The sequence below is a fragment of the Pseudomonas sp. PF05 genome, assembly GCF_056521845.1.
In genome coordinates this window covers 61755-73634 of the sequence record NZ_JBWLPW010000017.1, presented here as the reverse complement: position 1 = coordinate 73634, position 11880 = coordinate 61755, and the positions used below count along the sequence as shown (strand labels likewise).

The window sequence follows — 11880 nt, the reverse complement described above, 5'->3', positions numbered from 1 at the left end:
AGCGCCTGTAACTCAGCCATCGCGAGCAAGCTCGCTCCCACAGGTTGACCGAGAACACCTGTGGGAGCTTGCTCGCGAAAGCGGTAGTCGCCATACGCCAATTCAGCGGCTACGCAACGCCTCCAGCAACTGGTGCGTCGGATACCCGTCCGCCGGCCAGCCGAACGACTGCTGGGCGCTGCGGATGGCCTTGCGGGTGTTGGCGCCGATGATGCCGTCGGGGTTGCCCGCGTCGTAGTTGTGCTTGCCCAGCAGGGTCTGCAGTTCGATGCGTTCGCTGCGACTCAGGGGCAGATCCTCTTTTGGCCACTGGCCGTAGACCAACCCGGCACCGGTGAAGCGCTGCGACAACAGCCCAACCGCCAGGGCGTAGGACGATGAGTTGTTGTACTTGAGGATGGCGCGGAAGTTATCAAAGATCAGGAACGCCGGGCCGCGATGGCCGGCCGGCAGGAGCAGGGACGCCGACAGCTGCTTGTCATCGGGGGCGATCGGCAAGCTGCCATATTCTGAGACGCCCAGCCGCATCCATTCGGAGACGGGCTTGCGGATCGTGCCATCGGCCAGTGTGTAGTCGAAGCCCTCTGCGAGATCGACCTCGACCCCCCACGGCTGGCCACGTTGCCAGCCGGAGCTTTGCAGGTAGTGCGCGGTCGAGGCCAGGGCGTCCGTGGAGCTGCCCCAGATGTCGCGGCGACCGTCGCCGTCGAAATCCACCGCATGGGTATTGTACGTGGTGGGAATGAACTGGGTCTGGCCCATGGCGCCGGCCCAGGAACCGAGCATTTTTTCTGGCGAGATATCGCCCTGTTGCAGGATCTGCAGCGCGGCGATCAGTTGCGCATGGGCAAACCCTGGGCGCCGTCCTTCGTAGGCCAGGGTCGCCAGGGAGTTGATCACCGACTTGCTGCCTTGGAACTGGCCGAAGTTGCTCTCCATGCCCCACACCGCCACCAACGCCTCGCGATCGACGCCATAACGCTGCTCGATGCTTTGCAGGATCTGGGCATTCTGTTGGATCAGGCTCTTGCCTTTGTTGACCCGCAGTGGCGACAACGCGCCATCGAGGTATTCCCACACGGGGCGGGCGAATTCCGGCTGGCTGCGATCGGCCTTGATCACGCTCATGTCCGGACTGACCCCGATAAACGCACGATCGAACAGATCGCCACGGATCCCAGAAGCCAGTGCCTCCTTGCGAAACCCGGCCTGCCATTGCGCAAAGGTCTGGGTGGGCGCAATGGTCAGGTCTTCACCGGTCGGCACCACGGGCGGCACGATCGCCGGAGCGGTCACGGTGGGGACTGTCTGGAGCGGTTGGGCGTCGGCGGCAGTAGGTTTTTCGGCGCAGGCGACAAGCAGGACAACGCTTGCGGCAACAATCATTTGGCGCAGTGGCCAACGATGGGAAAGACAGAAGGGCATGCACGGGTCCAGAAATACAAATCAGGTGCTGACCTTAACATGCGAAAGGGGCGTAGGGCTTGTCCGGGTGTTTCAAGCGGCCAGAAAGCAAGAAGCCTCCCAGTTGTCAGACTGGAAGGCTTCGCGGCGGTAGCTGCCTTTGCCCTTGGCGGGTCGTTCCTGGCGACTGCGGAACAGGGGCTGGGCGACGATGGACTTGGCCTTGTTGGGGCCATGCTTGGATGGCTTTTTGCTCATGGTGGTTACTCTCGTGGGGTGGGTTTTGCGGGGTAAATCATGGGATAGAGTCGGGGCGTTGTCCATAGGGTAAATGGAGGCGATATTTGTAGGATCAAGAGCGGAAAAGATCGCAGCCTTCGGCAGCTCCTACAGAAGTATGCATTTCCATTGTAGGAGCTGCCGAAGGCTGCGATCTGTTATTCAGCTGGCAGCGTCAACCGCTGCCCAGCCATCAACAGCGACAAGCGACTGAGGCTCATCCACGGTGAGCCGGCAGCCTGGCCCTTGATCTGCGCATCGATGCGCTGGGCTTCGAGCAGCAGTTGTGCCCAGCGCGATGCGGAATAGCGTTGCAGGGCCTTGCTCATCAGCGGTTTGCGTTTGTCCCACACCGGCGGGCGGGCCTGGCTGAAGGCCTTGTCCAGCGGTACGCCCTGGCTGTATTGCAGGGACAGGTTGGCCAGCAGGCGCAACTCCCGGGCCAGGGCCCAGAGAATCACCGGCGGCTCGACGCCTTCGCCCCGCAGCCCTTCGAGCATGCGCAGGGCATGGGCGGCTTCACCGTTGAGGATCGCATCGGTCAGCCCGAAGACATCGAAGCGCGCACTGTCGGCCACGGCAGCCTGCACCGTTTCCACGGTGATCTGCCCGCCCTCGGCCATCAGCTTGAGCTTTTCGATTTCCTGGGCGGCGGCCAGCAGGTTGCCTTCGACCCGGGCGGCAATCAGTTCCACGGCGTCCTGGCTGGCCGAGAGGCCGGCCTGGGACAGGCGCTGGCGGATCCAACTGGGCAGCTGGCTGACATCCACCGGCCAGATCTGCACGAACTGGGTCTGTTGGCCTTCGACCAGGGCCTTGCCCCATTTGGTCTTTTGCGCGCTGCCGTCGAGCTTCGGCAAGCTGATGAGCAGCACGGTGTCCTCGGCGGGCCGTGAGCAATATTCGATCAGCGCGGCGGCGCCTTTGTCACCGGGTTTGCCGGACGGCAAACGCAGTTCCAGCAGGCGTTTTTCGGCGAACAACGACATGCTCGCCCCGGCCTGCAGCAGCGTGCCCCAGTCGAAACTGGCGTCGGCGGCGAAGACCTGGCGTTCGTCGAAGCCTTGCTGGCGTGCAGCAGTGCGGATGGCGTCGGCGGCTTCCTGGCACAGCAGTGGGTCATCGCCACTGATGATGTAGACCGGCGCGAGGGCGCCTTGCAGGTGTTTGCCGAGTTGGGCGGGAGCGAGCTTCATAAGAAAAGGCGAGCGGGGCGCCGGAGCGCCCCGCAAGGCTTATTCAGCCGGGATCTGCATTGGCGACTGTTGCGGGGTCTCCGCTTCAGCCTTGCGTGCCGCTTCCAGCGCATCGGCTTCGGCTTTGGCCTTGGCGTCGGCCGTCTGTTGCAGCTGCTCCAGTTGGGCCGGGCTCAGCTGTTGCAGGCGCAGCATCATGCGCTGTACGAGGTCACGCCGCATTTCGCCACGCACTTCGCTCGACTCCTGGTCGGAACCGGTGATGTTGTTGCCATCGTGCAGGTAGACCTTCTGCACCTGCAGCTTGTCGTCCACCAGCACCAGGTCGTTCTGGCCGCGGATCTCATAGCTCAGTACGTTGTTCAGTTCGTACTCGGCCGAACGACCGGCGCCGGCATAGCTCAGGCTGCGCTGGCTTTGCTGTTCACGGGTCAATACCAGCTTGTACGGGGCGCCGGTGTAGACTTTCACTCCGCTGTTTTCCAGGGTGTCGCGCAGCATCTTGACGGTTTCGCCATAGGCGTCCCGTGCGCTGAGGTCCAGCTCGGTGATGGCCAGCTCGGTGGTGCCGGTGCCGCGCAGTTGGAAGCCGCAGGCGCTCAACAGGACCGCCAGGCCCACTACCAGCAGATTACGTTTGATCATCTTGTTGCTCCCCTTGAACCCTATGGGGGTCGACCATGCGACCCCGCAGGTTATATTCGGCGCCAGGCTCGAGCCTCGCGCCTGATCCAATTAGCTTGCGACGATGTTGACCAGCTTGCCGGGCACGACGATCACTTTGCGAATCGTCAGGCCATCGACGAAGCGCAGTACGTTTTCATTGGCCCGCGCAGCAGCTTCGACTTCTTCGCGAGTGGCGACGGCCGGCATTTCGATCTGGCCGCGCAGCTTGCCGTTGACCTGGATGACCAGGGTCAGGCTGTCCTGCACCAGCGCGGTTTCGTCCACCACCGGCCAGCGTGCGTCAATCACCGGGTCGGCGTGACCCAGTTGATTCCACAGCTCGTGGCTGATGTGCGGGGTGATCGGCGCCAGCAGCAACGTCACGGCTTCCAGGCCTTCGTGAATCAGAGCGCGATCCTGCTCGGTGCCTTGCGCGGCTTTTTCCAGCACGTTCATCAGCGTCATCACCTGGGCGATGGCGGTGTTGAATTTGTGGTTCTGGCCGACGTCATGGCTGGCCTGCTTGATGGCCAGGTGGATCGAGCGACGAACGGCTTTGTGCTCGTCGTTCAGGCTGGCGATGTCCAGTTTGCCCGGCAGGCCCTGGGTGACGTGGGCTTGCGCCAGGCGCCAGACGCGCTTGAGGAAGCGGTGCGAGCCCTCGACGCCCGAATCGGACCACTCGGCGCTCATGTCAGGTGGCGAGGCGAACATCATGAACAGGCGGCAGGTGTCGGCGCCGAACTGGTCGATCATCGACTGTGGGTCGACGCCGTTGTTCTTCGACTTGGCCATTTTCTCAGTGCCGCCGATTTCCACCGGCAGGCCGTCGGCGATCAGCTTGGCGCTGATGACCTTGGCTTTGCTGTCGCGTTCCAGTTCTACGTCGCTCGGGTTGAACCAGGTGTAGGCACCGTTGGCTTCGCGACGATAGTAAGTCTCGGCGATCACCATGCCTTGGGTCAGCAGGTTCTTGAACGGCTCGTTGGAACTCACCAGGCCTTCGTCACGCATCAGCTTGTGGAAGAAACGTGCGTAGAGCAGGTGGAGAATGGCGTGTTCGATACCACCGATGTACTGGTCCACCGGCAACCAGTGGTCAGCCGCGGATTTTTCCACCAGGCCGCCTTCATAGTGCGGCGAGGCATAGCGTGCGTAGTACCACGAGGACTCGACGAAGGTGTCCATGGTGTCGGTTTCACGCTTGGCCGGTGCGCCGCATTTCGGGCAGTTGCACTCATAGAACTCGGGCATGCGCGCCAGGGGCGAACCGGCGCCGTCGGGTACGACGTCTTCGGGCAGGACCACGGGCAACTGATCTTCCGGCACCGGTACGTCACCGCAGGTGTCGCAATGCACGATCGGGATCGGGCAGCCCCAGTAACGCTGGCGGCTGATGCCCCAGTCCCGCAGACGGAACTGGGTGCGCGAGGCGCCGAGGTTTTTCTTGATCAGGGCGACTTCGATGGCATCGAACGCGCCGGGGAAATCCAGGCCGTTGAACTCACCGGAGTTGATCAGCTCGCCATGTTCGCCGTAGGCGTCCTGCCAAGGTTCCGGGGTCTGGTCGCCGGCGCTGGTGCGCACGACCGGTTTGACCGGCAGGTTGTACTTGTGGGCGAATTCGAAATCACGCTCGTCGTGGGCAGGGACTGCCATTACCGCGCCGTCCCCGTAGTGCATCAGCACGTAGTTGGCGACCCACACGGGCAGCTTCTCGCCGGTAAGCGGGTGTTCGACGAACAATGAAGTGGGCAGGCCCTTCTTCTCTTGGGTGGCGACGTCGGCTTCGGCGACGCTGCCGCCCTTGCATTCGGCGATGAACGCCTGCAGCTCAGGGTCGTTCTGTGCCGCCAGGGTCGCCAGTGGATGCTCGGCGGCCACGGCCACATACGTGGCGCCCATCAGCGTGTCCGGGCGGGTGGTGAAGACTTTCAGGGTACCGGCTTCGCCGATGGAGGCGACGTCGTAGGGGAACTGCACTTCCATGCCGCGGGACTTGCCGATCCAGTTGCGCTGCATGGTCTTGACCTGCTCGGGCCAGCCAGTCAGTTCGTCGAGACTCTCCAGGAGTTCATCCGCGTAGGCGGTGATCTTGAAGTAGTACATCGGGATCTCGCGCTTTTCGATCAGCGCGCCGGAGCGCCAGCCGCGACCGTCGATCACTTGTTCGTTGGCCAGTACGGTCTGGTCCACCGGGTCCCAGTTCACGGTGCCGTTCTTGCGGTAGATCACGCCTTTTTCGAACAGGCGGGTGAACAGCCATTGTTCCCAGCGGTAGTAGTCGGGCTTGCAGGTGGTGACCTCGCGGGACCAATCCACCGCCAGGCCCAGGCTGCGCAGCTGGGTCTTCATGTAGGCGATGTTTTCGTAGGTCCACTTGGCGGGGGCCACGTTGTTCTTCATCGCGGCGTTTTCCGCCGGCATGCCGAAGGCGTCCCAACCCATGGGTTGCAGGACGTTCTTGCCTTGCATGCGCTGGTAGCGGGAGATCACGTCGCCGATGGTGTAGTTGCGCACGTGCCCCATGTGTAGCTTGCCGCTGGGGTAAGGGAACATCGACAGGCAGTAGTAAGTCTCCTTGCCTGGCTGTTCACTGACTTCAAAGGACTTTTGCTCGTCCCAGAACGACTGGGCGGCGGCTTCGATTTCACGGGGCTGGTAGTGTTCGTGCATGGCTACTTTTGTACTGAATGGGGTGGCCCAATCCTCTTCGTGGCCATGCTGGACGCAGACGACGCCGAATCCGGCGTTTTCGATGCCCAGCCAAGCTGGAAGTGGAGTTACAGGAAGCGCCGTAGCATACATGACCGCGCTCTGCCGAGGGAAACCCTGATTGTTGCCGAATCCTCGCTGACCATCGGCGATGACCGGTATTCAGGGCCGTTGGTCGCGGCGCCCTGCCGGTTTGCCCAGCGAAGCTAAGCTTCTCAATGGGGAGTGAGTCTTATCTTCAATGAGGTGAGGGATGGTTGAATCACAACGAAAAGTCGCTACACCTGAGTTGTATGAAAAACTGATCGATCGTCTTGGGGTGGCCCTGGACGCTGCAAGAACCGCCGGACGCTTGCGTGATGAACGCCCGGCAGAGCTGGAACTGCGAGGCTTGAGCCCCGCGGAGTTCGAACTGGTCAAGGCTTACCTCGAACAGGCCGGGCATCAAACCCCCACCAGTGGGGCCCAGGTACTCAAGCGTCTCGATGCGCCCCGTTCGGCCAAGGTTGTGTGGCTCAAGGACCGGACGCCTGATAAGGATGCTGTAAAGGTCCGGTCGCTGCAGTTCAAGTAAAGCCGGATTCACGCGTGTCGCTTTTTTTGGTTCAAGGCTTTTTCGAATCTGTTGTCGCTTTGCGTCAACCCACTTAGGCTTCGGGCATCTATGGAGATGCCCGATGCCGTTTCGCTATTTCATCAAACAACTTTTATTGCCGCCCGGCATTCTTTTGCTGCTGTTGGCGCTCGCCTGGTGGTGGCGCCATTCACGGCCGCGCCTGGCCCGGCTGTGTTTCGCCGTGGGCCTGGGCGGTTTCTGGTTGATGAGCCTGCCGGTGGTGGTGCAGTGGAGCGCCAAGGCCTTGGAGCGTGAGCCGCCGCTGCTGCGCGGCGAATGGGCGACCCTGGCCCAGCGTGCCGACGCCATCGTGGTGCTGGGTTCCGGTCGCGAGCGCGGGGACCCGGCCTGGGGCGCCGACCAACCCACCGGGGTCGGCCTGGAGCGCCAGCGTTATGCGGCGCGGCTGGCCAAGGCTTCGGGCTTGCCCGTGCTGACCACCGGCGGCTTGCACTATGGCACCCCACCCAGCGAGGCCAAGTTGATGGCCGACTCGATGCGCGAGGATTTCGGCGTCAACGTGCGCTGGCAGGAAGGACGTAGCCGCACCACCTGGGAAAACGCCCAGATGAGCGCCGAGATCCTGTTGCCCGAAGGCATCAAGCGGGTTGTGGTGGTCACCCAGGCCTGGCACATGCCTCGGTCGGTCTGGAGTTTCGAGCGCGCGGGGTTTGAAGTGGTGCCGGCGCCGGTGGGTTTCCTGGGGGCGGACAACGCCCGGCCACTGGGCGGCTGGATGCCGGAGTTCAAGTCGATCTGGCAATCGGGGCAGTTGATGAATGAGGCGGTCGGGCTGGTGGGGTATTGGTTGTTCTACCGCTGAGCACTGCTCTGGGGGCTTATTTGTGGTAGGCATTTATCTGTGGCGAGGGGATTTATCCCCGCTGGGCTGCGAAGCAGCCCTGAAAACCTGACCCTGTGGTGTATCAGACAGTTTGAATGGGGGGCGCTTCGCACCCCAGCGGGGATAAATCCCCTCGCCACAAGGATTATCGAGAACCTTAAACCGTCCTGGCCATCCGTCCCGCCATCAACGCCCAGCCCAGCAGCAACACGCACAGGATGATCAGCGGCCACGAGCGCCATTGCAGGTATGGCGTCAGGTCGTGCATCGGCACCACTTCGCCGTAGAGGATGCCGCGCTCGAATTGCGGGATCTGTGCCGTGATCTGGCCGAAAGGGTTGATCAGGCCGGTCACGCCGTTGTTGGTGGCGCGGATCATCCAGCGGCCGGCTTCCAGGGCGCGCATCTGGGCCATTTGCAGGTGCTGCAACGGACCGATCGAGGTGCCGAACCAGGTGTCGTTGCTGATGGTCAGCAGCAGGTCGCTGCGCGCTGACAGGCTGGCGGCAAATTCCGGGTAGACCACTTCATAGCAGATGAACGGCGCGATCTGGTAACCCTTGGCTTGCAGCAGCGGCTGGTCGGCCGGACCCCGGGCGAAGTCCGACATGGGCAGGTCGAAGAAGGCGATCAGGCCGCGCAGGATGTCCTGTAGCGGCACGTATTCGCCAAACGGCACCAGTTTTTGCTTCAAATACGTACCGTCACCTTCGCCGGTCACCGTGATGCCGTTGTAGTAACGTTTCTCGTGATGTACCAGTTGGCGAATCGGCACACCGGTAATCAACGCCGAATGCCGCTCGGCGGCGAAGCTGCCCATCATGTCCAGGTAGCCCTGGGCAGACTCCTTGAGCACCGGCACCGCGGTTTCCGGCCAGATCAGCAGGTCGACGCGCTTGGATGCAAAGCTCATGTCGCGGTACAGCGCCAACTGCGCGTTGAGCTGCTCGGGGTCCCACTTCATGCTTTGTTCGATGTTGCCCTGGATCGCCGCGACGCTCAGCGGGTCGCCCGAGGGGCTGGTCCAGGCGTGGCCCTTGAGTGCCATGCCGGCCACCCATGGACCAATCAACAACAGCATGCCCGCGGCAATAAAACCTTTGCGCCCGGTGCGGATCAACCGCGGCGCGTTGTACAGCAGCGCGGCGGTCAAGGCCAGGGTGAAGGAGATCAACCACATCCCGCCCAACGGCGCGAGGCCGGCCAGCGGGCCGTCGAGCTGGCTGTAACCGGAATACAGCCATGGGAACCCGGTCAGAAACCAGCCGCGGAAGGCTTCCTGGCCCAACCACAGCGCGGCGAACGCCAGGGCGTCGGCCAACGGCGCCTCGTTGCGGCGCAGCCAGCGCGCCCACAGCCAGGCGGGCAGGGCGAAGAACCAGGCGATGGCGGCGATGAACAGCAGCATCAAGAACCCGGCGAGCAGCACCGAGGCGCCGCCGAAGTTGTGGATGCTGACGTAGATCCAACTGGTGCCGGCACCGAACAGGCCAAAGCCGAAACACCAGCCACGGCCCAGGGCCTGGCGCGGCGAGAGCTCGCGCAGCCCGGCATAGAACAAACCGACCGCCAGCAATGCCAGCGGCCAGAGGTCGAACGGCGCCAGGGCCAGGGTGGTGATCGCACCGGCCGCCGAGGCCAGCAGGTTACCGGGCCAGCCGGGGCGGGTTATCCAGCGCATTTTTGTCCTTAGCGGGTCTCGCAGGGGTTATCGGCCAATGGGCGACAGGCGCAGCAAGTGAATCCGACGGCTGTCGGCATTCAGGATGCGGAAGCGCCAGGCGCCGATTTCCGTGGTTTCGTTGCGCTTGGGCAGGTGCCCGAAAGCGCTCATCACCAGGCCGCCGACGGTGTCGAACTCATCGTCGGAGAATTGGCTGTCGAAAAATTCGTTGAAGTTCTCGATCGGCGTCAGGGCCTTGATCAGGAAATCGCCGCTGGGCAGGGGCTTGATGTAGCTGTCTTCCTCGACGTCGTGTTCGTCTTCGATGTCGCCGACGATCTGCTCGAGCACGTCTTCGATGGTGACCAGGCCGGCCACGCCGCCGTATTCGTCGATGACGATGGCCATGTGGTTGTGGTTGGCGCGGAATTCACGCAGCAGCACGTTCAGGCGCTTGGACTCGGGCACGAAAGTGGCCGGACGCAGCAAATCCTTGATGTTGAAGCTGTCGCCGTTTTCCTGAAGGATCAGCGGTAGCAGGTCCTTGGCCAGCAGCACGCCCATGACATCGTCATGGCTCTCGCCGACGACCGGGTAGCGCGAGTGAGCGGAGTCGACCACGGCGGGCAAGAATTCGCGAGGGGTCTGGGTCGCCTTGATGCTGACCATCTGCGAGCGCGGGACCATGATGTCGCGCACTTGCAGGTCAGCGACCTGGATGGCGCCTTCGACGATGGCCAGCGCTTCGCTGTCCAGCAGTTTGTTCTGGTGTGCATCGCGCAGCAGCTCCAGCAGCTCCTGGCGGTTCTTCGGCTCATGGGCAAAAGCCTGGGTGAGCTTGCCCAGCCATGACTTTTGCCCGCTGCTCGATCGATCTTCGCTCATAGCGATTACTCTGAATCCTTTGTCGTTACAGGTTGATGTATCAGTGTTCGTCGCCGGCATAAGGGTCGGGATGACCCAGCTCTGCAAGCAACGTTCGTTCCAGAGCTTCCATTTCTTCGGCTTCGTCATCTTCTATATGGTCGTAACCCAGTAGATGCAAGCAGCCGTGAATCACCAGATGAGCCCAGTGGGCCTCAAGGGGCTTGTCTTGTTCCGCCGCTTCACGCTCGACCACCGGGACGCAGATCACCAGGTCGCCCAGCAGCGGGATATCGAGCAGTTCGTCGGGCACGTCGGCGGGGAACGACAGCACGTTGGTGGCGTAGTCTTTCTGCCGCCAGGTGTGGTTCAGTTCACGGCCTTCGGGTTCGTCCACCAGGCGGATCGTCAGCTCCGAGTCGGCGCTGCGTTGGCGCAGGGCCAGTTCGCACCATTGGCGGAACTGGGCTTCGCTGGGGGCGGCGTGTTCGCAGGCCACTTGCAGGTCGAGTTCAAGCATTGCGGCCATGGCCTTTGCTGTCCAACTCTTGCTCGGCGCGATGCTCGAAACGCTCGTAGGCTTCGACGATGCGTTGCACCAATGGATGGCGCACCACGTCCTTGGGCATGAAGTGCGTGAAGCTGATGCCCGGCACGTCCTTGAGGACCTGGATCACATGGTTCAGTCCGGACTTGGTGCCACGAGGCAGGTCGACCTGGGTGATGTCCCCGGTGATGACAGCGGTGGAACCGAAGCCGATGCGGGTCAGGAACATTTTCATCTGCTCGACCGTGGTGTTCTGGCTTTCGTCGAGGATGATGAAGCTGTTGTTCAGGGTCCGACCACGCATGTAGGCCAGCGGTGCGACCTCGATGACCTGGCGCTCGATCAGCTTGGCGACGTATTCGAAGCCGAGCATTTCATACAACGCGTCATAGAGCGGGCGCAGGTACGGGTCGATCTTCTGGGCCAGGTCGCCGGGCAGGAAGCCGAGTTTTTCGCCCGCTTCGACCGCCGGTCGCACCAGCAGGATGCGCCGCACCTGTTCACGTTCCAGCGCATCGACGGCGCAGGCCACGGCCAGGTAGGTCTTGCCGGTACCGGCCGGGCCGATGCCGAAGTTGATGTCGTTGCCCAGGATTTCCTTCACGTAGCGCTGCTGATTCAAGCCGCGAGGGCGAATCATGCCTTTTTTCGTGCGCAGGGCCACGGCAGGTTCCGACGGGGCGTGGTTGTCGAGTTCTTCGACAGCCGACTCCTGCAGGAACAGGTGGACCGTATCCGGCGACAGCTCGCTCCCCTTGGTTTCCCGGTAGAGACGGCGCAGCAGGTTTTCCGCGGAGGTGGTGTGCTTGGGTTCGCCGATCAGTTCGAACTGGTTTCCGCGGTTGCGGATCTCGATGGCCAGGCGCTGTTCGATCAAGCGCAGGTGCTCGTCGAATTGCCCGCACAGATTGGCGAAGCGGCGAGCCTCAAAGGGCTCGAGAATAAAGCGATGTGGTTCGATGGGTGCGTTCAAGGTCGTTTTTAGCCGCCCGGGGGCAATTAAGGTGAAATCAAGGATAACGCCAGTAGGCTGGGTGCGAAAGCTCTTAAACAGGCGAATCTGATCACAGGGCTTGGCACAGCCCA

Annotated in this window: 11 protein-coding genes; 2 read left to right on the top strand and 9 right to left on the bottom strand. The window is 62.4% G+C overall.

The genetic code is table 11. The features are described from left to right. Positions 1–102: 102 nt before the first annotated feature. The 5 genes from AC09SL_RS24030 to leuS all read right to left on the bottom strand — a co-directional run bounded on the left by AC09SL_RS24030 (position 103) and on the right by leuS (position 6221). Positions 103–1425: a lytic murein transglycosylase gene (locus AC09SL_RS24030; protein ID WP_058546727.1), complete on the bottom strand. Its 1323-nt coding sequence runs from the start codon at positions 1423–1425 to the stop codon at positions 103–105. A gap of 72 nt (positions 1426–1497) precedes the next feature. Beyond that, positions 1498–1662 carry an alternative ribosome rescue factor ArfA gene (gene arfA / locus AC09SL_RS24025; RefSeq protein ID WP_003205882.1) on the bottom strand — a complete coding sequence of 55 codons (165 nt, stop codon included), beginning with the start codon at positions 1660–1662 and terminating at the stop codon, positions 1498–1500. 179 nt (positions 1663–1841) lie between these two features. Then, on the bottom strand, positions 1842–2879 hold the full coding sequence (holA, locus tag AC09SL_RS24020; protein WP_058546728.1) for a DNA polymerase III subunit delta: 1038 nt from the start codon (positions 2877–2879) through the stop codon (positions 1842–1844). Between the two features lie 39 nt (positions 2880–2918). After that, positions 2919–3524: an LPS-assembly lipoprotein LptE gene (locus tag AC09SL_RS24015; protein ID WP_058546729.1), complete on the bottom strand. Its 606-nt coding sequence runs from the start codon at positions 3522–3524 to the stop codon at positions 2919–2921. Positions 3525–3614: 90 nt separating this feature from the next. Next, positions 3615–6221: a leucine--tRNA ligase gene (gene leuS / locus AC09SL_RS24010; protein WP_058546730.1), complete on the bottom strand. Its 2607-nt coding sequence runs from the start codon at positions 6219–6221 to the stop codon at positions 3615–3617. Positions 6222–6513: 292 nt separating this feature from the next. On the opposite strand from leuS, the gene AC09SL_RS24005 reads away from it, so the two are divergent. Then, positions 6514–6834, top strand: a complete 321-nt coding sequence (locus AC09SL_RS24005) for a hypothetical protein (protein WP_058546732.1) — start codon at positions 6514–6516, stop codon at positions 6832–6834. Positions 6835–6937: 103 nt separating this feature from the next. Further along, positions 6938–7699 (top strand): YdcF family protein, encoded by a 762-nt coding sequence (locus AC09SL_RS24000; RefSeq protein ID WP_058546733.1) that lies wholly within the window; start codon positions 6938–6940, stop codon positions 7697–7699. A gap of 178 nt (positions 7700–7877) precedes the next feature. Here AC09SL_RS24000 and lnt read toward each other — a convergent pair whose 3' ends face one another. The 4 genes from lnt to AC09SL_RS23980 are packed head-to-tail and all read right to left on the bottom strand — an operon-like array spanning position 7878 to position 11767. Next, the gene (gene lnt / locus AC09SL_RS23995) at positions 7878–9401 is read right to left on the bottom strand and encodes an apolipoprotein N-acyltransferase (protein WP_058546734.1); all 1524 of its coding nucleotides are present in this window, start codon (positions 9399–9401) and stop codon (positions 7878–7880) included. A gap of 27 nt (positions 9402–9428) precedes the next feature. After that, positions 9429–10268 (bottom strand): HlyC/CorC family transporter, encoded by an 840-nt coding sequence (locus AC09SL_RS23990; protein ID WP_058546735.1) that lies wholly within the window; start codon positions 10266–10268, stop codon positions 9429–9431. 40 nt (positions 10269–10308) lie between these two features. Beyond that, positions 10309–10767 carry an rRNA maturation RNase YbeY gene (ybeY, locus tag AC09SL_RS23985; protein ID WP_058546763.1) on the bottom strand — a complete coding sequence of 153 codons (459 nt, stop codon included), beginning with the start codon at positions 10765–10767 and terminating at the stop codon, positions 10309–10311. Further along, the gene (locus AC09SL_RS23980; RefSeq protein ID WP_064107079.1) at positions 10760–11767 is read right to left on the bottom strand and encodes a PhoH family protein; all 1008 of its coding nucleotides are present in this window, start codon (positions 11765–11767) and stop codon (positions 10760–10762) included. The genes ybeY and AC09SL_RS23980 overlap by 8 nt, the downstream gene beginning before the upstream one ends. Positions 11768–11880: the final 113 nt, after the last annotated feature.

Excerpts from the sequence above, each read along its gene's own strand:
- AC09SL_RS24030 (WP_058546727.1), bottom strand. The coding sequence starts at position 1,425 with ATGCCCTTCTGTCTTTCCCATCGTTGGCCACTGCGCCAAATGATTGTT.
- arfA (WP_003205882.1), bottom strand. The coding sequence starts at position 1,662 with ATGAGCAAAAAGCCATCCAAGCATGGCCCCAACAAGGCCAAGTCCATC.
- holA (WP_058546728.1), bottom strand. The coding sequence starts at position 2,879 with ATGAAGCTCGCTCCCGCCCAACTCGGCAAACACCTGCAAGGCGCCCTC.
- AC09SL_RS24015 (WP_058546729.1), bottom strand. The coding sequence starts at position 3,524 with ATGATCAAACGTAATCTGCTGGTAGTGGGCCTGGCGGTCCTGTTGAGC.
- leuS (WP_058546730.1), bottom strand. The coding sequence starts at position 6,221 with ATGCACGAACACTACCAGCCCCGTGAAATCGAAGCCGCCGCCCAGTCG.
- AC09SL_RS24005 (WP_058546732.1), top strand. The coding sequence starts at position 6,514 with ATGGTTGAATCACAACGAAAAGTCGCTACACCTGAGTTGTATGAAAAA.
- AC09SL_RS24000 (WP_058546733.1), top strand. The coding sequence starts at position 6,938 with ATGCCGTTTCGCTATTTCATCAAACAACTTTTATTGCCGCCCGGCATT.
- lnt (WP_058546734.1), bottom strand. The coding sequence starts at position 9,401 with ATGCGCTGGATAACCCGCCCCGGCTGGCCCGGTAACCTGCTGGCCTCG.
- AC09SL_RS23990 (WP_058546735.1), bottom strand. The coding sequence starts at position 10,268 with ATGAGCGAAGATCGATCGAGCAGCGGGCAAAAGTCATGGCTGGGCAAG.
- ybeY (WP_058546763.1), bottom strand. The coding sequence starts at position 10,767 with ATGCTTGAACTCGACCTGCAAGTGGCCTGCGAACACGCCGCCCCCAGC.